24 protein-coding genes are annotated in these 20,527 nt (G+C 32.3%); 16 read left to right on the top strand and 8 right to left on the bottom strand.

The features are described 5' to 3' along the window. Nucleotides 1-323 precede the first annotated feature (323 nt). Complete coding sequence (locus tag B3M86_RS09590; protein WP_280037508.1) at nucleotides 324-752, top strand: NUDIX domain-containing protein; 429 nt, start codon at nucleotides 324-326, stop codon at nucleotides 750-752. Here the strand turns inward: B3M86_RS09590 and B3M86_RS09585 are convergent. The 4 genes from B3M86_RS09585 to greA are packed head-to-tail and all read right to left on the bottom strand — an operon-like array spanning nucleotide 749 to nucleotide 2,599. Next, complete coding sequence (locus tag B3M86_RS09585) at nucleotides 749-1,132, bottom strand: hypothetical protein (RefSeq protein WP_219035367.1); 384 nt, start codon at nucleotides 1,130-1,132, stop codon at nucleotides 749-751. The two genes, B3M86_RS09590 and B3M86_RS09585, sit on opposite strands and share 4 nt — an antisense overlap. Next, a complete protein-coding gene (locus tag B3M86_RS09580) occupies nucleotides 1,133-1,702 on the bottom strand; it encodes a tetratricopeptide repeat protein (protein ID WP_219035368.1) in 570 nt (189 codons plus the stop codon). A 3-nt stretch (nucleotides 1,703-1,705) separates the two neighbouring features. Beyond that, nucleotides 1,706-2,098 carry an HIT family protein gene (locus B3M86_RS09575; protein ID WP_114999218.1) on the bottom strand — a complete coding sequence of 131 codons (393 nt, stop codon included), beginning with the start codon at nucleotides 2,096-2,098 and terminating at the stop codon, nucleotides 1,706-1,708. 21 nt (nucleotides 2,099-2,119) lie between these two features. Beyond that, complete coding sequence (greA, locus tag B3M86_RS09570) at nucleotides 2,120-2,599, bottom strand: transcription elongation factor GreA (RefSeq protein WP_019976987.1); 480 nt, start codon at nucleotides 2,597-2,599, stop codon at nucleotides 2,120-2,122. A 130-nt stretch (nucleotides 2,600-2,729) separates the two neighbouring features. On the opposite strand from greA, the gene B3M86_RS09565 reads away from it, so the two are divergent. The 10 genes from B3M86_RS09565 (at nucleotide 2,730) to B3M86_RS09520 (ending at nucleotide 10,225) form a co-directional block, all read left to right on the top strand. Beyond that, nucleotides 2,730-3,179 (top strand): hypothetical protein, encoded by a 450-nt coding sequence (locus B3M86_RS09565; protein ID WP_221856625.1) that lies wholly within the window; start codon nucleotides 2,730-2,732, stop codon nucleotides 3,177-3,179. A gap of 206 nt (nucleotides 3,180-3,385) precedes the next feature. Beyond that, on the top strand, nucleotides 3,386-4,678 hold the full coding sequence (gene eno / locus B3M86_RS09560) for a phosphopyruvate hydratase (RefSeq protein WP_280063426.1): 1,293 nt from the start codon (nucleotides 3,386-3,388) through the stop codon (nucleotides 4,676-4,678). Nucleotides 4,679-4,758: 80 nt separating this feature from the next. Then, nucleotides 4,759-6,042 (top strand): citrate synthase, encoded by a 1,284-nt coding sequence (locus tag B3M86_RS09555; RefSeq protein WP_125350643.1) that lies wholly within the window; start codon nucleotides 4,759-4,761, stop codon nucleotides 6,040-6,042. Nucleotides 6,043-6,175: 133 nt separating this feature from the next. Next, nucleotides 6,176-6,844: a sterol desaturase family protein gene (locus tag B3M86_RS09550; protein ID WP_221856622.1), complete on the top strand. Its 669-nt coding sequence runs from the start codon at nucleotides 6,176-6,178 to the stop codon at nucleotides 6,842-6,844. Between the two features lie 39 nt (nucleotides 6,845-6,883). Further along, entirely contained in the window at nucleotides 6,884-7,792 is a 909-nt protein-coding gene (locus B3M86_RS09545; protein ID WP_219035372.1) for a M28 family metallopeptidase, read from the top strand. Beyond that, nucleotides 7,792-7,974 (top strand): hypothetical protein, encoded by a 183-nt coding sequence (locus B3M86_RS09540; protein WP_125350646.1) that lies wholly within the window; start codon nucleotides 7,792-7,794, stop codon nucleotides 7,972-7,974. The genes B3M86_RS09545 and B3M86_RS09540 overlap by 1 nt, the downstream gene beginning before the upstream one ends. A gap of 66 nt (nucleotides 7,975-8,040) precedes the next feature. Further along, a complete protein-coding gene (locus tag B3M86_RS09535) occupies nucleotides 8,041-8,559 on the top strand; it encodes a DUF421 domain-containing protein (RefSeq protein ID WP_221856620.1) in 519 nt (172 codons plus the stop codon). A 6-nt stretch (nucleotides 8,560-8,565) separates the two neighbouring features. Further along, nucleotides 8,566-9,129, top strand: coding sequence for a DUF1572 family protein (locus B3M86_RS09530; protein WP_291075714.1), 564 nt, complete (start codon nucleotides 8,566-8,568; stop codon nucleotides 9,127-9,129). A 62-nt stretch (nucleotides 9,130-9,191) separates the two neighbouring features. Continuing rightward, nucleotides 9,192-9,524 (top strand): PadR family transcriptional regulator, encoded by a 333-nt coding sequence (locus B3M86_RS09525; RefSeq protein ID WP_125350649.1) that lies wholly within the window; start codon nucleotides 9,192-9,194, stop codon nucleotides 9,522-9,524. Nucleotides 9,525-9,625: 101 nt separating this feature from the next. Continuing rightward, a complete protein-coding gene (locus tag B3M86_RS09520; protein WP_291079023.1) occupies nucleotides 9,626-10,225 on the top strand; it encodes a hypothetical protein in 600 nt (199 codons plus the stop codon). Between the two features lie 26 nt (nucleotides 10,226-10,251). On the opposite strand, the gene aqpZ is transcribed toward B3M86_RS09520, so the two are convergent. Both aqpZ and gcvP read right to left on the bottom strand, forming a co-directional pair. Then, nucleotides 10,252-10,962, bottom strand: a complete 711-nt coding sequence (gene aqpZ / locus B3M86_RS09515; protein WP_125350651.1) for an aquaporin Z — start codon at nucleotides 10,960-10,962, stop codon at nucleotides 10,252-10,254. Between the two features lie 152 nt (nucleotides 10,963-11,114). Then, nucleotides 11,115-13,970 carry an aminomethyl-transferring glycine dehydrogenase gene (gene gcvP, locus B3M86_RS09510; RefSeq protein WP_291069415.1) on the bottom strand — a complete coding sequence of 952 codons (2,856 nt, stop codon included), beginning with the start codon at nucleotides 13,968-13,970 and terminating at the stop codon, nucleotides 11,115-11,117. Nucleotides 13,971-14,200: 230 nt separating this feature from the next. Between gcvP and hisE the strand changes: the two genes are divergently transcribed. The 3 genes from hisE (at nucleotide 14,201) to B3M86_RS09495 (ending at nucleotide 15,837) form a co-directional block, all read left to right on the top strand. Further along, a complete protein-coding gene (hisE, locus tag B3M86_RS09505; RefSeq protein ID WP_135836004.1) occupies nucleotides 14,201-14,545 on the top strand; it encodes a phosphoribosyl-ATP diphosphatase in 345 nt (114 codons plus the stop codon). Nucleotides 14,546-14,563: 18 nt separating this feature from the next. After that, nucleotides 14,564-15,340: a M48 family metalloprotease gene (locus tag B3M86_RS09500; RefSeq protein ID WP_221856616.1), complete on the top strand. Its 777-nt coding sequence runs from the start codon at nucleotides 14,564-14,566 to the stop codon at nucleotides 15,338-15,340. 281 nt (nucleotides 15,341-15,621) lie between these two features. Then, nucleotides 15,622-15,837: a GNAT family N-acetyltransferase gene (locus B3M86_RS09495; protein ID WP_260509645.1), complete on the top strand. Its 216-nt coding sequence runs from the start codon at nucleotides 15,622-15,624 to the stop codon at nucleotides 15,835-15,837. Nucleotides 15,838-15,848: 11 nt separating this feature from the next. Here the strand turns inward: B3M86_RS09495 and B3M86_RS09490 are convergent, their stop codons facing one another. Beyond that, on the bottom strand, nucleotides 15,849-16,250 hold the full coding sequence (locus tag B3M86_RS09490; RefSeq protein WP_221856678.1) for a thiol-disulfide oxidoreductase DCC family protein: 402 nt from the start codon (nucleotides 16,248-16,250) through the stop codon (nucleotides 15,849-15,851). A gap of 72 nt (nucleotides 16,251-16,322) precedes the next feature. On the opposite strand from B3M86_RS09490, the gene B3M86_RS09485 reads away from it, so the two are divergent. Continuing rightward, nucleotides 16,323-17,711 (top strand): HTTM domain-containing protein, encoded by a 1,389-nt coding sequence (locus B3M86_RS09485; protein WP_221856680.1) that lies wholly within the window; start codon nucleotides 16,323-16,325, stop codon nucleotides 17,709-17,711. A gap of 42 nt (nucleotides 17,712-17,753) precedes the next feature. Then, nucleotides 17,754-18,257 (top strand): DUF2314 domain-containing protein, encoded by a 504-nt coding sequence (locus B3M86_RS09480; protein WP_219034560.1) that lies wholly within the window; start codon nucleotides 17,754-17,756, stop codon nucleotides 18,255-18,257. A gap of 75 nt (nucleotides 18,258-18,332) precedes the next feature. On the opposite strand, the gene B3M86_RS09475 is transcribed toward B3M86_RS09480, so the two are convergent. Further along, entirely contained in the window at nucleotides 18,333-20,465 is a 2,133-nt protein-coding gene (locus B3M86_RS09475) for a Tex family protein (RefSeq protein ID WP_291075717.1), read from the bottom strand. Nucleotides 20,466-20,527: the final 62 nt, after the last annotated feature.

Raw genomic sequence — 20,527 nt, 5'->3', positions numbered from 1 at the left:
GATAAAAAGGAAGCTTCCTTTATAACTTACAACTCATAAATCGAAAAGCCCCTATTTCCCTCAAGTGGATATTTTAACTTCTACTTCTATTCCTGTAAGTCTTAAATCTTACGTCTTATAACTTATTACTCAAAACTCAGAACTTACAACCCGCGTTAGGGATAGTAGTGGAAATCCTTTTGTAGAAATTGGATTTTCCTGTAATCACTTCCAATTTTCTTCTACAAAAGATTGCAACGGATAGCCCGACCGAAGGGAACGCTATAATAATACGCATTTGAATGAAGAATTTTTATATATTTAGGTTTTAAAGTAAACAGGATATGAAACCATTTAATGTGCGTGTATATGCGTTATTGGAACACAAGGGAAAGGTATTGGTGATTCACGAGCCGTTTCAGGGAGAGTTAATTTATAAGTTTCCTGGCGGTGGATTGGAGTTTGGTGAAGGAACAAAAGATTGTATAAGGAGAGAGATAAAAGAGGAATTGAATTTGAAAGTAGAAGTTCATGAACATTTTTATACACAAGATTTTTTTGTGTTGAATGCTTTTGATCCGACAGAACAGGTTTTATTGATTTATTATAAAGCGACAATTACAGAGAAAGCATTGGATAAATTGAAAGTTTTGGATGCGGATATCAACGAATTGTTGTGGTTATCCAAAGAAGAATTGAATGTAGAGAAATTTACGTTAGACGCAGATAAAGTGGTAGTTGATTTGTATAAAAAAGAAAACTTCGAATCTTAAGACTCGAAGTTTATTATTTTTTGATCATCAAAATACTGTATAACGGCGTATTTCATTAACAAGGTTTGTTCATTTGTTTTGAGAGGTGGTAAATCTTCCAACAACTCAAAATGTGGCCAACCATCTGGATCTAATCCATCGAAACGATAAAAACCAAAAGGTTCTAACACGCGACAAACTGCAATGTGTAATAAATTGAGTTTATCATCTTTTTTGAATCGTTTTTTTCCTTGTCCTAATTCTTGAACACCGATCAAAAAAAGAATCGTATCTAAATCTGGTCTTTCACCGTCTGTGAAATTTTGTTGAAAGAATTCTTCAATCAGTTTCCACTTGTTGGTGTTTGATGATGATTCTTCTGTAATTTTTGATATATCCATTTAGAATTTACGTCCTTTGTGACGCATATGTGGGTTTTGTAATTGCGAATTACTTACGTTGAAACGTTTCATTTGATCATTCATCATTTTGATTTGATCTGTAAACATTCCTTTCGAATCGTTTTTCTTCGCTTCTTTAATGTAACCTTCCGCTTCTTTCTTTTTACCTTTTGACATTGCAGCTCCAGCCAAAGATAAATTAGCCATTGCTCTGTCATGATCAAACGATAAACCGTAGTTTAAGGCTTCTTTCATATATTTTTCTGAAACCCCTACATTGTCCTGCGCTTCAGTAATTCCCATCATGTAGTGGTAATATCCCATTTGTTTAGGAATTAATTCTGATGATGGATTTTTGATCTTTTGTAACCATTTTTTCGCTTTTGCCATATCCTCTTTACGTAAAAACCAGAAAGCTAACAAGATGTTTTCGTTTCTGAAATAGAATAAAATTGGAAATACAGTGACTAATAACGAAACAAATCCCCAACCGTATTCGCGAATGGTAAACAAAAAGATTGCTAAAACGATTAATACAGCGGCGATTACTAATTTAATGTATTTGTTCATCGATTATAAATATGATTTGATATTATCTGCAATTTCGATCATTTTCTCGGCAGATAATTGAAGTTTTGGATTTGAGAAATTGATATCTTGCATTGTATTTAGAGGAACCAAATGCACATGTACATGTGGTACCTCTAAACCAACAACAGCTACGCCAACGCGTAAACAAGGTATTGCTTTTTCTATAGCTTGTGCAATTTCGTAAGAAAAGTCCATTAAACCTAAATAGGTTTCTTTGTCTAAATCGAAGATTTTATCGACTTCTTTTTTCGGGATAACCAATACATGACCTTCTACCAAAGGAAAAGCGTCCAAAATAGCGATGTACTTATCGTTTTCGGCAATTTTGTATGATGGTATTTCTCCGTTTATAATTTTAGTGAAAATGCTTGCCATATGTTTTTAATTTTTGAAATCTTAGTCCAAAGATATTTCTAAAATTTCAAAATTTAAAGTCATTCCGTTAGGTAATGTAATTTCTGCAACTTCTCCAAGTGATTTTCCTAACAATCCTTTTGCGATTGGAGTATTCACAGAGATACGCATTTTAGCTAAATCAGCTTCAGATTCAGGTACCAAAGTGTACACTAATTCTTGTCCGTTCGCTGTATTTTTTATTTTAACTTTTGATAATATTGATACTTTAGAATGGTCTAATTTAGATTCATCAATTACGCGTGCATATGCTACAACTTCTTTCAATTTAGCAATTTGCATCTCTAACATTCCTTGAGCCTCTTTTGCAGCATCATATTCTGCATTTTCAGATAAATCTCCTTTATCACGCGCATCAGCAATTTGTTGCGAAATTTTTGGACGCTCAAAAGTTTCTAACTGATGAAGCTCTTCACGCAACTTTTCTAATCCCTCTTTCGTTACATATTGTATATTTGCCATAACAACAATGTTTAATTTTTTATTAAATAGATCTTATAAAATAAATAATCCTACACATATGTAATACTATGCGCAGGACTATTTAGTTATTGTACTACAAAGATAATAAAAAAAATACAGCAAATTAAAAATGAAACAATTTATTAAAACGATTCTAAATAAGGTTATTTTGGTTAGTGTTTTTGCTGGCTTATTTCAAGGCTGCAATTCAGATGATGGTACAGTAAGTTGTGTGCCAAATACAATTGTGAATGTATCAATCAATATCAATTTACCATTATATTCTAATCTTAATAATCCAGGAGGATGGGTATATGTTGAAGGAGCAACAGCAGGTTCTAGAGGTTTGATTGTGGTACGTACAGCTTCTAGTTTCAAAGCTTACGATCGCAATGCGCCGCATATTTGTCCTGGTGCAGAAACCACTCTGTATGTAAAGAATGACATCAGTATTGTGTGTGATGCAGATAATTCTGAATGGATTTTATTGACAGGACAACCTACAAAAGTAGCGAATAGAGCGCCAAGAACATACCAAGTGTATGTAAATGCAAATGGAACCCTTACAATAACAAATTAAATTTTTTATCTAAAGTTTTTTTAATTCACTCAAAAAATAATAATCTTTGCAGGCATCGAAATTATACTTCTTTATTATGCATGCATAAGTTTTTCGAATTGTTTTTGAATTAAATTATTTTTAAAAAAAGATAATTTCGTTGTAAAGATTACTCAAATCCATTATTTTTGGTAAATCAAAATTTTATCAATTAAAAAATATTAATAATGAGCATTATTTCGCATATCCATGCAAGACAAATTTTAGATTCTCGTGGTAACCCAACTGTAGAAGTAGACGTGTATACAGAATCAGGTGTTTTAGGTCGTGCAGCTGTTCCATCAGGAGCATCTACAGGAGAGTATGAAGCAGTAGAATTACGTGATGGTGGAGACTTGTACTTAGGTAAAGGAGTTTTGAAAGCTATCGAGAATGTAAATGAAGTGATTGCTCCAGAATTAATTGGTTTTTCTGTTTTTGAACAAAATTTAATCGATCAAGTAATGATTGATTTAGACGGAACTGAAAACAAAGCTAAATTGGGTGCTAATGCAATTTTGGGTGTTTCTTTGGCGGTTGCAAAAGCTGCAGCAGAAGAATTAGGTTTACCATTGTTTAGATACATCGGTGGAGTTAATGCAAACACATTACCAGTTCCAATGATGAATATCGTAAATGGAGGTTCTCACTCTGATGCGCCTATTGCGTTCCAAGAATTCATGATTATGCCAGTTCAGGCAGCATCTTTTTCTGACGCTTTACGCAAAGGAACAGAAGTTTTTCATGCATTAAAGAAAATTTTACACGACCGTGGTTTATCTACAGCAGTAGGTGACGAAGGTGGATTTGCACCAACTTTTGATGGCACAGAAGATGCTTTAGATACTGTAATTTCTGCAATAGAAAAAGCAGGTTACAAAGCAGGTGAAGAAATTATGATTGCATTAGATTGTGCATCATCAGAGTTTTATCACGATGGAAAATATGACTATACAAAATTTGAAGGAGAGAAAGGAGCTATCCGTACTTCTGCAGAGCAAGCAGCTTATTTAGCAGAATTGACAGAGAAATATCCAATTATTTCTATCGAAGATGGTATGGATGAAAACGATTGGGAAGGTTGGAAAATCTTAACAGATAAAATCGGTAAACGTGTTCAGATTGTTGGAGACGATTTATTGGTAACGAATGTAACTAAATTAGAAAAAGCAATTGATGTTGAAACAGCAAATTCTATCTTAGTAAAATTCAATCAAATTGGTACGTTAACAGAAACGATCAAAGCAGTACAAATGGCGCAAAATGCACGTTATACAGCAGTTATGTCTCACCGTTCTGGAGAAACAGAAGATGCTACAATTGCAGATTTAGCTGTTGCTTTGAACACAGGACAAATTAAAACTGGTTCTGCTTCTCGCTCTGATCGTATGGCGAAATACAACCAATTATTACGTATTGAAGAGATTCTTGGAGAAACTGCAATTTTTCCAGGGCTTAAGGCTTTTAAAGTTAAGCGATAAAATAATTTGAGACTGATATTTATCAGTCTCAAATTAATAAAAAAAGTGTAAATTACGCAATAAATAATATAAACTATAAAATGTCAGATAAGGTAATATTAAATTACAACGGAAATGAGTTGGAGCTACCTGTTACAACTGGTACAATGGATGAAAAATCTATTGATATTTCCAAGTTAAGAAGTGCTACTGGATTAATCACAATGGATCCAGGTTACAAAAATACAGGGGCATGCGAATCTAAAATTACATTTTTAGATGGTGAAGAAGGTAAGTTGATGTACCGTGGATATCCTATTGAACAATTAGCAGAGAAATCTTCTTTCGTAGAAGTAATGTATTTGTTAATCAAAGGAGAATTACCTACACAAGCTGAATTAGATAAATTTATCGCTGATATTAATGAGTATAACTATGTGTCAGAAGATTTAATCAAAATCTTAGATGCATTCCCAAGTTCTGCTCACCCAATGGGAGTATTAACATCTTTAACAGCTGCTTTATCAGCATTCAACCCAAAAGTTGTTGATGTTACTTCTCCAGATGATATGTACAAAGCGGCAGTTACTTTATTAGGTAAATTCCCAGTATTAGCGTCTTGGACACAAAGAAAAATTAAAGGATTACCAGTTAACTACTCTAACGATAAATTATCTTATGTAGAAAACTTTTATCAATTATTATTCAAAAAACCAGGTCAAGAATTAGACTTAGATCCAGTTATTATTGATGCAATTGACAAATTATTAATCTTACACGCAGATCATGAGCAAAACTGTTCTACATCAAGTGTACGTTTAGTAGGTTCTTCTCATGCAGGTTTATTTGCTTCTATCTCTGGAGGTATTTCTGCATTATGGGGACCATTACACGGAGGTGCTAACCAAGCAGTATTAGAAATGTTAGAAGCGATCAAAAATGATGGTGGAGATGTTGAAAAATACTTAGCTAAAGCAAAAGATAAAAACGATCCATTCCGTTTAATGGGATTCGGACACCGTGTTTATAAAAACTTTGACCCTCGTGCGAAAATCATCAAAGTAGCTGCGGATAACGTTTTAGAGAAATTAGGAATCAATGATCCTATTTTAGATATTGCGAAAAAATTAGAACAAGCTGCTTTAGAAGACGAGTATTTCAAATCAAGAAACTTATATCCAAACGTAGATTTCTATTCAGGAATTATCTACAAAGCGTTAGATATCCCAACTGAAATGTTTACAGTTATGTTTGCTGTTGGACGTCTACCAGGATGGATTGCACAATGGATGGAAATGCGCGAAACAAATCAACCAATTGGTCGCCCTCGTCAATTATACACAGGAGCACCATTACGTGATTACGTTGAAATTGAAAACAGATAAGAATTTTCTTATTTATCATATAATCCGAAAATCAAACTTTGATTTTCGGATTTTTTTTAACAATTAATTTTTAGAGATTGTTTGTTTAAAATATGTTAAAACCTTATTTTTAAGTAAATTAAATTTTGTAACCATGAAATTTGAGAAAATACATAATAAAGGTCAAGCGCAAATCTTCGAAAACAAATACCTCGAAATGTTGACAAAAGGTCATCCCGCAGTTATTTGGGGAATGTACATTCCTCTACTTTCCTATTGTATTTATTATGGAATTTCTAGTTACGATTTATCAGTCTTAACAGTTGTCAGTCTATTTTTTGGAGCGATGTTATTTTGGACCTTGTTCGAATATTTTGCGCATCGTTATCTTTTTCATTGGACAGCCGAACAACCAAGTCTAAAACGAATTGTTTACATTTTTCATGGAAATCATCATCATTATCCACGCGATAAACAACGTTTGTTTATGCCTCCAGTTCCAAGTATTCTTTTGGCGTCAATCATTTTCTTGATTCAATATTTAATTTTAGGGAAATACACCTTTGCTTTCTTTCCTGGTTTTATGATTGGCTATTTATTGTATGCGTCTATGCATTATTTGATTCATGCTGTTGCGCCGCCTTTCAAGTTTATGAAACCTCTTTGGCGCAATCATCATTTGCATCATTATAAAGACGAAGAATTAGGTTTTGGCGTTTCCAATACGTTTTGGGATCGTATTTTCGGAACAATGTTCGACCTAAAGAATGAAAAAGAAGACAAAGAAAAAGTAAAAGAATTGATGTTTGAGAAGAAAAGTTAATTTTTCGTATCTTCCGTCAAATTAATCACACATATAAAAATGAAAAAATATACTTTACTTGCAATTGGATTACTTGCTTTCAATCAAGCAAACGCGCAGTATTCTAAAGAAAATCAAAAGAAATATGTCGAAGAATTAGCCTCTGATGCTATGCAGGGTCGAAAATTTGGAACGCCCGAAAATCGATTGGCTGCTGAATTGATTGCTGAAAAATTCAAACAAAATAAATTAAAACCTTGTGTTGGTGATTCATATTTAATCGAATTTGAATATAAAGGCAAAACAGGACAAAATGTTTGCGGAATTAAAGAAGGTAAATCGTCTGATATTTACGCTGTAGGTGCGCATTTTGATCATGTTGGAACAGATGACAAAGGTGAGGATAAAATTTTTAATGGAGCAGATGATAATGCAAGTGGAACTTCGGCTGTAATGGCTTTGTCTGATTATTTCAAAAACAAAAAAGTTAAGCAAACTATGATGTTTATGGCTTTTGATGCTGAAGAAATTGGATTAATTGGCTCTAAAATGTTGGTAGAAAACACAGATTTTCAGTCTTATTTACCAAATATGAAAGTGATGTTGAATTTAGAAATGATTGGAACTGTTTCTGCTTTCGGTGAAGGAAAAGTATATATGACGGGTAGCGATCGTTCGGATTTGATGAATTTGATGAATAATAATTCTACTAAAACATTCAAAGTTGAAAACGACCCTTATTTGCAGCAACAATTATTTTATCGTTCGGATAATGTAAATTTTGTGAATCATAAAGTGGTATCGCATGCGCTTTCTTCTGTAAACATGGAGAATCAACATCATTATCATCAAAAAAACGATGAAGTTTCGGTGATTAATTTCGAAAATCTGTCAGAGATTACACAAGGAATTGGACATTCTTTATACGAAATGATGAAGAAAAATATTCAACCAAAATATAACAACTAATGGATAAAGCAATTAATATTGTTAGTATTGCAGTTATTGTAATTTTATTGTTAGCGTTTTTATCAGAAAAATTTTTCCCAATAAGAGGTCTTGAATTGTTTTATGAGAAAAAGTTTTATCTCGCAATTATCTATTTAATTTTAAGAGTTTCCAGAATTTATATTCTTAGAAAATCAAAATAAATTCTTAAATCCGTTCCAATTTCAGAACGGATTTTTTAGTACCTTTTATTTACTTAAAATAAATGTATGGAAGGTTATTTAGAAATTGTTTTGCGCTGTATTTCGGTGTATTTTTTTATGTTAATTGCACTTAGAATTTTTGGTAAACAGCAATTATCCCAATTAAATACGGCCGATGTAATCTTAATTTTATTAATTAGTAACGCTGTACAAAATGCAATGGTTGGTTCAGATTCGAGTTTGCAAGGAGGATTGATAGCAGCTTTTGTATTGTTTCTTTTAAATTTTATTGTTAAAAAAATAATGTTGAAAAATAAATTTTTAGGAAACTTAATTGAACAAAAATCTGAAATTTTAATCCGTAATGGAAAAGCTGATTTTACAATGTTGAGCAAATTGGGAATTAATTCGGAAGAATTGAATGAAGCAATGCGCGAACATGGGGTGGAACACATTAAAGATGTGAAATTGGCGATGATGGAGATTGATGGAAATATCTCAATAGTGACAACGGATAAAAATAAATTTAAGGAAACGCATTATAAACGCAAGCATAATCACAAAAATTTGCAAGGAACTAATTAACAGAATATGGAAAATAATTTAGTAAACGGGATTATCAAACAATTCCAGTATTATAAACATTTGGGTGAAAAAACATTTTCGCAATTAACGGATGAAGAATTGTTTTGGCAATACAATGAAAACTCAAATAGCATTGCGATTATCGTGAATCATCTTTCAGGAAATATGTTGTCGCGTTGGACTGATTTTTTGACAACAGATGGTGAAAAAGAGCGGCGAAATCGTGATGAAGAATTTGAAGATACAATCAAAACTAAAGAACAACTTTTAGATAAATGGGAGAAAGGTTGGAAGTGTTTGTTTGATGCTTTAGCACAAATCAAAACCGACGAAGATTTACAGCAAATTATTTATATCCGAAATGAAGAACATTCAGTAATAGAAGCGATTAATCGTCAATTGGCGCATCATCCGTATCATGTTGGTCAAATTGTTTTTATAGGAAAATTAATAAAGGACAATGAATGGAATTCACTTTCGATTCCAAAAAATAAATCATCGGATTATAATCAAACAAAATTTTCTTCCGATATAAAAACTCAACATTTTACAGATGAGTTTTTGAAATAAATTTTAGTTAAAGTGTTTTTAATTGAATTATTTATCTTAACTTACATAAGAAACTTAGGTATATGAAAGATGTTCAATTTTATAAAGGAACTCTGCAACCGATTATTTTAAAACTATTACAAGATCATAAAAGAATGTATGGTTATGAAATCATTCAAAAAATTAGAATTTTAACGCAAGATGAATTTGAGTTAAAAGAGGGTGCATTGTATCCTATTTTACATAAGCTGGAAGCTGAGAATATAATTGAAGTGGAAGCTGAGCGAGTAGAAGGTCGAATAAGAAAATATTATAAGTTGACTGAGTTTGGAACTAAAGAATCTGTAAAAAGAATTCAATTGTTAACAGAAACAATGCTACAAATCCAAAAATTATTGAACCCTAAATTGATTTAATCATGAGAAAAATTTCTGCTTTTGAAGTTCAAAAATTAATCGATTTTACGCGTCAGCATTATGTTGAGTATTATGATTTGCAATTGGAATTAGCCGATCATTTGGCTTGTGGAATTGAAGAACAATGGGAAACAAATGAAACTATAACTTTTGAAGATGCTTTACAAAATGAATTTAAGAAGTTTGGAATATTTGGTTTTTCTGAAATTGTAGATAAAAGAAGGTTTGCGCTTCAAAAAAAATACAATAATTTAATTTGGAAAGTGATGAAAAGTCATTTACTTACTTTTCAGTATTTTATTTTTGTTATGAGTGGAATATTATTGTTTAATTTGATAGCTTTTAAATATAGTAAAATTGCTATTTTAAGTACGATTGTTTTATTTTTTGGATTATTTATTTATCGATATATAAGGTTACAAAAAAAATATCGTCAAAAATTAAGTGTGAAAAATAGAAAACTGATTTTACAAGAGCTTATTTTTAAAAATCTTTATATCATCTCGTTTGCATTTTCTTTGTTTAATCTAAGTTTGCAGGTTTTGATTCATCTTGATAATAACCAAATTATTTTAAATATTGTATTTTCGATTATATTTAGTTTTATCTTTTTACTTTTTTATGTAACCTGTTATTTTTTACCGAATAAAGAAGAAGAAATACTTAATGAATTTTATCCTGAATATCAGTTAATAAAATAAAAAAAGCTCCATTCGGAGCTTTTAGTTTATGCTTGACTTTCGTCTTTTTGTAATAATAATTTATAAATTAATCCACCTACAATTGCTCCAGCGATTGGTGCTACCCAGAATAACCATAATTGCGTTAAAGGTTCGCCGCCTACAAAAATAGCTTGTGATGTAGAACGGGCAGGATTTACAGATGTGTTAGTGATTGGAATAGAAATTAAATGAATTAATGTTAAAGCCAAACCAATTGCAATTCCAGCAAATTTTCCGTTTGCAAATTTATCTGTAGCACCTAAAATAACAATTAAGAAGAAGGCTGTTAAGACAAATTCAATTAGAAAAGCAGATAACATGCTATAACCATGTGGAGAAAAGGCTCCATATCCATTGGAAGCGAATGCACCAGCTTTGGTATTGTCAATTGCAAAATCTGAGTTTCCAGATGAGATTAAGTATAATACACCAGCTGCAGCAATTGCTCCGAGTACTTGTGAAATAATATAAGGAATAAGTTGTTTTCCATCAAATCGTCCTCCAGCAAATAATCCGAAAGAGACAGCAGGGTTGAAATGTCCTCCAGAAATATGACCAACTGCATAAGCCATTGTTAATACAGTAAGACCAAATGCTAATGCAACACCAGCGTAACCAATTCCTAATTCGGGAATACCAGCTGCAAAGATTGCACTACCACAACCTCCGAAAACTAACCAAAAAGTACCGAAAAACTCGGCAGCATAATTTTTCATAAATGTTTTAATATTAAAAGTTTAGTTAGAATGAATTTTAAAAAAAAATTAAGAAATACAAACATTTTAAACATTTAAATTATTTCAATAAAAAAAATCGCTCCGATTTCTCAGAGCGATTTGTATTTAAAAATATATTCTTTCTAGAATAATTAATCCATATAGGCTTCGATAGGAGCACACGTACAGATTAAGTTACGATCTCCGTAAGCATCATCAATACGAGAAACAGATGCAAAGAATTTACGTTCGCGAACCCATTCTGCTGGATATGCAGCTTTAGAACGAGAGTAAGGATATTCCCACTCGTCTGCTGTAATCAAGTGAATTGGGTGAGGCGCGTTGTGTAATACATTGTTGTCAACTGGATAATCTCCGTTTGCAACTTCGTCGATTTCTTGACGAATGGAAATTAATGCATCACAAAAACGATCTAATTCTGCTTTATTCTCAGATTCTGTTGGCTCAACCATCAATGTTCCAGCAACTGGGAAAGATACTGTTGGTGCGTGGAATCCGTAATCAATCAAACGTTTTGCAATATCAGTTACTTCAATTCCTGCTTTTTTGAATGGACGACAATCTAAGATAAATTCGTGCGCAACTACATTGTTTCCATTTGTATATAAGATATCAAAATGTTTCTCTAAACGAGTTTTCATGTAATTAGCATTCAAGATTGCACCTTGTGTCGCTTTCAATAAACCTTCTGCACCTAACATTAAAATGTAAGAGTAAGAAATAGGTAAAATGAATGCAGAACCATAAGGAGCTGCAGCAAATGTATTTGTCGCTTCTTTTCCTCCAGTTTCGATTAATGGAGAAGATCCTAAGAAAGGAGCTAAATGTGCTTTTACACAAATTGGTCCTACACCAGGTCCTCCACCTCCGTGAGGAATAGCGAATGTTTTGTGTAAGTTTAAGTGACAAACGTCTGCACCAATATTTCCTGGAGAAGTTAATCCAACTTGCGCATTCATGTTTGCACCGTCCATATAAACTTGACCTCCGTATGCGTGAATCATTTCAGTAACTTCTTCGATATTGCTATCAAAAGCGCCATAAGTTGATGGATAAGTAATCATCAATGCAGCTAAGTTATCTTTGTGTTTTTCACATTTTTCTTTCAAATCAACTAAATCTGTTTCACCAGATTCTAAGTTTTTCACAACAACAACTTGCATTCCAGCCATTGCAGCAGAAGCAGGGTTAGTTCCGTGAGCAGATTGTGGAATCAACGCTACATTTCTGTGTCCTTCTCCTTTTGCCTCAAAGTAAGAACGAATAACCATCAATCCTGCATATTCTCCTTGTGCACCAGAATTTGGTTGTAAAGAAGTAGCATCAAAACCTGTGATTACAGCTAAATAATCTTCTAAGTTTTGGATTAATGTTTGGTAACCTTCTACTTGATCTTTTGGAGTGAAAGGGTGAACATTCCCCATTCTTTCCCAAGACATGTGCAATAATTCTGTTGCAGCATTCAATTTCATTGTACAAGAACCTAATGCAATCATCGATTGGTTAAGAGCCAAATCTTTACGCTCTAAACGTTTGATGTAACGCATTAATTCTGTTTCTGTATGATATAAATTGAAGTTTTCGTGTGTTAAGAAATCAGAAGTTCTGATTAAATCTTGAGGTAAATAAGAGTCATCTACTTCAAATTCGAAACCATCTTCTGTATTTTTAATTGTAGCAAAAACACTTAAAATTTCGAAAATATCTTCTTCAGAAGTCATTTCATCAATTGTGATTGAAATTTTTCCGTTCTCGAATCCATTTACATTAATTTCTTCTTCTGCAAAAATCTTTACAATTTCGTCTGAGTTTTCAACTTCAATTTGAATTGTATCGAAGAAATTAGTATTTACTAATTTAAATCCTAAATGCTCTAAACCTCCGTGTAAAACAGCTGCTTTAGTATGAATTTGATCAGCGATATATTGTAAACCGTCTTTTCCGTGGTAAACCGCGTAGAAAGAAGCCATAACCGCTAACAATACTTGTGCAGTACAAATATTAGAAGTCGCTTTTTCACGTTTGATGTGTTGCTCACGTGTTTGTAAAGCCATACGTAATGCATAGTTTCCTAAACGATCTTGAGAAACTCCAATAATACGCCCTGGAATTACACGTTTGTATTCTTCTGTACAAGATAAGAAAGCTGCGTGCGGTCCACCGTATCCCATAGGAACACCAAAACGTTGAGAAGTACCAATTGCGATATCAGCTCCCCATTCACCTGGAGGTGTTAATAATGTTAAAGCTAATAAATCTGTTGCAACAGCAACTTTTACATTAACTGCATTTGCTTTTTCTACAAATGATCTATAATTATTGATTTGTCCTCCTTTCCCGATGTATTGTACAATCGCTCCGAAGAATTCTTCTGTTAATTCAGTTGTTTCAAAGTTTCCAACAACTAATTCAATTCCTAAACCATGTGCTTTAGTTTCTAAAACCGCTACAGATTGAGGGAATAAATTATCTGCTACAAAAAATTTGTTGACATTGTTTTTCTTTTGATCACGAGAACGAGATTCAAATAACATGTGCATTGCTTCACCACATGCAGTACCTTCGTCTAATAGAGAGGCATTTGCAATAGGTAAACCTGTTAAATCAGAAATAACAGTTTGGAAATTTAATAAAGCTTCTAAACGTCCTTGCGCAATTTCCGCTTGGTATGGTGTATAAGCTGTGTACCAACCAGCATTTTCTAATACATTACGTTGAATTGGCGCTGGTAAAATTGTACCATAATATCCATATCCAAGATAATTTTTTACTTTTTTATTTTTTGAAGCGATTTCAGCTAAATGATTAATAGCTTCAAATTCTGATAAAGCTTCTGGTAAATCTAAAGCATTTTTCAATCGAATGTTCTGAGGAACTGTTGCCTCAATTAAAGAATCAATAGAATCTTTCCCAATTACAGAAAGCATTTCAGCTGCTTGCTGCGCATTGTTTCCAATATGTCTAATGGAAAAATCGTTTGTGTTCATTGTGTTTGCGCTATGTTTATTTTCGCGTAAAAATACGTTTTTTTATCTTAAAATAAAAGTGAATAACAATGTTAAAAATTAATTGAATGAATAGATTAGAATTTTATTTTTTTAGAAATAAATGTGAATAAAATCTTTCTTTTTTTTCAAAAAATAGTAATATTGGCAATAGAATTGAGATAAATAATTCGGTAGAATTTCTTAAATTTATTCTACGTTTAAAAAAATCTATGAAAACAAACGATTTTATGGAACTTAATGAAAATACTTCTGAAGTCAAAGAAGAGAAAAAATTTCCATTCTTAAAGAAATTGGAAATAATGATGGAAGAGGCGAAATTAGAGGATGCGAAAAAATCTAAAATGAAACGTGTTCATAAAAAAGGTAATTCGCAAATCGCTAAAAAAATGGGAGAAGAAGCTGTAGAAATGGTTATTGCTTCGGAACAAGATAACGACGAAAACTTTTTGGAAGAATCGGCAGATGTTTTCTTTTATTACCTAATGGCTTTACATGCACGTGGTTTTGAATTGAAAGATGTTTTGGAGATTTTAAAGAAAAGGCACAAAAAATAATTAACACCTTACACTGATATGCAAAAGGGCGGAACGTCGATAAAATTAATAATTGCGACAGCAATTGTTATTTTTTCTGTTATAAAATATTTTTCTTCTTCTGAAGTCAATGAAATTACAGGCGAAAAGCAATATATTTCATTAACCAAAGATGATGAAATAGCGATGGGAATTAATTCGGCTCCGCAAATGGCTCAAGAGTTTGGTGGACTATCTCGCAATGCCCAATACCAAGAACTTGTAAAACGAGTAGGTGCGAAAGTGGTCAATAATAGTGATGCGCATAAAACGAATTATCCATTTCAGTTTTATGTGTTAGCAGATAATCGAACTGTAAATGCTTTTGCTTTGCCTGGTGGACCAATTTTTATTACCGAAGCCTTATTGACTCGTTTGCAAAATGAAGATCAATTGGCTGGCGTTTTGGGACACGAAGTTGGTCACGTTATAGCACGTCATAGTGCTGAACAAATGTCTAAACAAGAGCTTTCTCAAGGAATTGCAGGTGCGGCTGGCGTTGCAGCAGGAGATGCAAATTCGGCTTATTATGCACAAGTTGTGGCGAATATGGTAAATATGAAATATGGTCGTGATGATGAATTGGAGTCGGATGATTTGGGCGTTCGATTTATGATTCAGGCAGGATATAATCCAGAAGCATTGATTGGTGTAATGGATATTTTGGAAGAAGCTTCGGGAGGAAGCCAAGTTCCAGAATTTCAGAGTACGCATCCATCACCATCAAACCGTCGCGAAAAAATAAAAGCTGCTATAGAGAAATATAGAAGTCAGTAGAAATATATATGGTTTTAACTTATAGAGAAGCATCATTATCTGATGTTGAAAATCTTCGTACTCTTGGGATAGATTCTTATCAACAATTCGAACATGTTTTAAACCTTTTGAATTGGAATAAGATGTACTCTTTTTTAAGTGCATAACAATCGTATAGAGATTTACTTTCCAAATCTACTTGTTTTGTTTGCGAATTCGATAATCAGATTATTGGTATGGCTTTTTTAGTTTCGAAAGGAAATCCTACCGAAATATTCGAAAAAGATTGGACTTAATTGAGAATGGTTGGAGTCCATCCTAATTTTTTAGGAAAAGGAATAGGTAGAGAATTAATAAAAATTTGTATTTTATTTGCAAAAGAATCAGATGAAAAAATTATCGCACTTCATACATCAGAATTTATGAATTCAGCTCGACATCTTTATGAAGATTTAGGGTTTGTAATGAACAAAGAACAAAACCAATTTTTGATAAAAAATACTGGCTTTATTTGTTAAAGCTTTAAAATTTAATCTAAAAACTTCGCCTTCAATTCTGGACTAGGAAGCCAGCAACTTTCTTGTTTTCCAAACCAACGATAACGATTTTTCGCAATAAAACTATAAACCACATCGCGTAAAGGTTTTGGAACAATCATAAAAATAGTCAACCACGAAGTTATTCCGTCCAAATATTTCGAAATTTTAAGTGCTGCAGATGATTTGGTATAAAATTTATCATCTTCAATAAAAACGATAGAATCAAATTTTGTCGCATCCAGATTATTTTCTTTCAAGAAATTTTGTCCAAAATCAGATTGTAATGAAGCAAACTGAAATTGATTTTTTTTGTCATGTTCAATCACAAACTGAACAGATTGATTGCATAAATTGCAAATTCCATCAAACAAAATAATTTTCCTCGTTTTCATACAATAAATATACGCTAAAAGTAGCTAAACTCTAAAGGTTATTTTTAAATTAGCCAAAATTAACAATCAATCATGTTTAGCGAATATTTATTCCGAAAAGTTGATAATTCTCCACTTGTAATTTTCCGAATAATCTTTGGTTTATTAATTGTTGCAGAATGTTGGGGAGCCATTTTTACAGGTTGGGTACAAACAAATTTTGTTGAACCGCACATTACATTTTCGTTCATCGGATTCGAGTGGACAAATGTTTTCTTGGGACAAAATATGATTTATTTGTACGTGCTCATGGGAATTTTAGGCTGGTTTATCGTGTTTGGATTTGCTTACCGATTTTCGATTATCGTATTTTCGATCTTATGGTCGTTGACGTATTTCATGCAAAAAACAAGTTACAACAACCATTATTATCTGTTTATGCTAGTTTCTTGGATGATGACAATAATTCCTGCGCATCATTTCTTTTCGATTGATAGTTTGATTTTCCCGAAAATAAAACGTCTAACTATGCGCAATTGGGTGCCAACTTTATTCATTATTCAGTTATTGATTGTATACACTTTTGCTGCTTTCGCGAAGATTTATCCAGATTGGTTTAACGGTGTTTTTTTACAAATGAAATTTCACGAATATGGCGATTTATTGACGACAAAATATAATCTTGTTGGTTTAGGAAAAGTTGTAAGTAGTTTAGAGTTTGCACAAGTGTTTGCTTGGGGCGGATTCTTTTTCGATTTATTGATTATTCCTGCAATGTTGATGAATAGAACGCGCGGAATTGCTTTCAAATGTGCTGTAGCCTTTCATATTTTCAATTCAGCAGTTTTCGGGATTGGGATATTTCCTTTCTTTGCTTTGGGAATGTTAATTTTCTTTTATGATCCAGTAAAAATTCAGGAAGTTATTTTTCCTAAAAAATCATTTATGATGGATCGTTCAGATGATGATAATTTATTGACAACTCGTCGTGTCATGTTCTCTTATTTGATGTTTTTCTACGTAGTTTGGCAAATATATTTACCTGTTCGCCATTACTTTATTCCCGGAAATGTTTTTTGGACAGAGGAAGGTCATCGCATGGCTTGGCGAATGATGTTGCGTAATAAAGCGGGTGAAGTTGTGGTATATGTTTCGAAACCAGATCCACAGAAAAAAGGTAAATTCTTGAAACGCGAGAAAGTAGATTTGACTAAATATCTAACCTTTAAACAAATGTCAAAAATGGCGGTTAGCCCAGATATGATGTGGCAATTTGCACGTTATGTAAAATATGATTATGCGAAAAATGGTGTGAAAGATGTCAAAGTTTTTGTGGATGCAAAAGTTTCTGTCAATGGTAGCGATTATTATCAATTTACAAATCCAAATTACAATTTAGCTTATACAACTTGGAGTTATTTTGGTCATCAAAAATGGATTCAGCCAACACCAAAAGAGTTGAATTTATCTTATTTTGAATAAATTTATGTAACTTTATAGGACAACAATCAAAGAAATACAATTATGAAATATACATTATTCGCAATAGCTTTTTCGGTTTTATTATTTTCTTGTGGTAACAAAGAAAATGCTGGAGTAGAAGCTTATAAAGGTTTGGATAAGCAAAAGCAAGAACAAAAAGATTTGGATAGTATTGGGAAGGAAGCGCAACAAACGTTTGATGATTTCAAATTGGCGTTGTCGATGAAAGATACAACGACAACTAATTTTATTGTCAAACAAATGTATGATATTCCGAATGCGACACAAAAAGAGCATATTTGGATTCGTGATGTATATTCGGACAACGATCAATTAAAAGGAATTGTGGACAACGTACCTCAATACACAAAATTGGTTAAACACAATGATACAATTGTGATAGATCCAACTAAATTATCAGATTGGATGTATTATAAAGGTGATAAAATGATTGGTGGATTTACAATAAAATATATGCGTAGTAAAATGACTGATGCGCAGAAAAAAGAGTTTGATAAACAATATAAAGTAAAATTTGAGGATTAATTTCTGCTCAGAAAATAATAAAATCAAAAAGGCAATCTTTCGTTAGATTGCCTTTTAATTTTGAAATTATTTTCCTTAATCAATCAAAGACAATTGAATTTTACGTTTTTCTGTATCAATTCCAATTACGGTTACTTCAATTTGTTGACTCAAATGCACTTTTGAATTTACATCTGAAATAAATTCATTCGAAATTTTAGAAATATGAATCAAACCATTTTCTTTGATTCCTATATCTACAAAACAGCCAAAATTGGTAATATTATTAATAATTCCAGGAACTTTCATGCCCAATTGCAAATCTTCGAATTTCTTTAATCGTTGATCAAAACTAAAAACTTTTGCAGTAGAACGCGGATCTAAACCAGGTTTTTCAAGTTCTTTTTTAATATCTTCTAAAGTTGGTAAACCTACTTTTTCGGTAATATATTTGGTTAAATCAAGTTGATTAATCAATTCTTTATTTTGAATCAAATCTTTCAAATCAACTTTCAAATCTTTCGCCATTTTCTCTACAAGAGCATACGATTCTGGGTGAACAGCAGAATTATCTAACGGATTTTTTGCATTTGGAATTCGTAAAAAAGCAGAAGCTTGTAAGAATGCTTTTTCACCCAAACGAGGAACTTTTAGTAACTCTTTTCTCGAATTAAATGCACCATTTTCGCTTCGATATTCTACAATATTTTCAGCCATTTTTTCACCAATTCCTGCAACATAATTTAGTAAATGTTTGCTTGCTGTGTTCAGATTTACACCAACTTTGTTTACACAGAAAGAAACAACATCATCCAACTCATTTTTCAATAAAGTTTGATCGACATCATGTTGATACTGACCAACTCCAATCGATTTTGGCTCTATTTTTACTAATTCTGCCAAAGGATCTTGTAAACGGCGGCCTATAGAAACAGCACCGCGAACGGTAACATCTTTATCCGGAAATTCGTCGCGCGCAATTTTAGAAGCCGAATAAACCGAAGCACCAGCTTCATTTACAACAAAAACTTTTAGTGGACGATCAAATGCAATATTCTGAACCAAATTTTCAGTCTCGCGAGAAGCTGTTCCATTTCCTATCGAAATTGCATCGATATTATAAGCATTGATAAGCGATTTTAGTTTTTTGATGGCTTGTGTTTTTTCATTTTGAGGCGCATGCGGATAGATGTTTTCGTTGTGCAACAAATCACCTTGCTCATCTAATACAACCACTTTACAACCCGATTTGTAACCAGGATCTATCGCTAAAATTCGTTTTTCTCCCAGAGGTGGCGCCAAAAGCAATTGATTTAAGTTTTTCGAAAAAACATTTATTGATGTTTCATCTGCTTTTTGTTTTGCTTCTTTCAACACTTCATTTGAGATTGAAGGAGCTAAAAGTCGTTTGTAAGCATCTTTTATCGCTTCCTCAATAACCCAAGAAACTTCTGGTTGAATAGATTTGATTAAAGTGTATTCTAAAAATTTGAAGGCTTCTTTTTTATCAATTGATACATTTACTTTCAAAAAACCTTCATTTTCGCCGCGTAAAATAGCCAATAATCGGTGAGAAGCAATTTTTTTCAATAATTCTTCGTATTCAAAATAGTTCGAGTATTTAGCCGAATCTTCATCATCTATTTTAGATTTTACTAGTTTACTTTCAATCAAAGCAGATTTTCTGAAAATATCTCGCAATCGATGACGTACATATTCATTTTCATTTATCCATTCTGCAATAATATCTTGCACACCTGCAAAAGCATCTTCGATACTTATCACATCTTCATTTAGATATTTTTTTGCTAAATCATCCAAATCAGGAATATTATTTTGCTTCATGATGATTTTTGCCAAAGGCTCTAAACCTTTTTCTTTTGCAATGGTTGCACGTGTTTTTTTCTTCTTTTTATAAGGAAGATATAAATCTTCTAATTGAACCAAATCAAAACTTTTCTGAATACGTTGTTGTAATTCGTTACTCAATTGATTCTGCTCTTCCAATGTTTTTAAAATAAATTCTTTTCGAGAAACAATTTCATTGTATTGATTTTGCAGTTTTTTTATAGCAGAAATTTGAACTTCATCAAGATTTCCTGTGACCTCTTTTCTATATCTTGCAATAAAGGGTATGGTATTATCTTCATTCAAACAATTTACTGTATTGTTGATTGATTTTTCTGAAATAGAATTAAGATGTTGATGAATGTATTGAATCAAATTCATGTTAAAAGTTTGGCCTTGCAAATTACTATTTTTCACAAATATAAAAAATAGCATGTTTTATT

This window comes from Empedobacter sp. UBA6305, from assembly GCF_002440405.1.
In the GTDB taxonomy this organism is placed as follows: Bacteria; Bacteroidota; Bacteroidia; order Flavobacteriales; family Weeksellaceae; genus Empedobacter; species Empedobacter falsenii_B.
The sequence above is the reverse complement of the archived record's forward strand: the minus strand, read 5'-3'. Positions and strand labels throughout refer to the sequence as shown.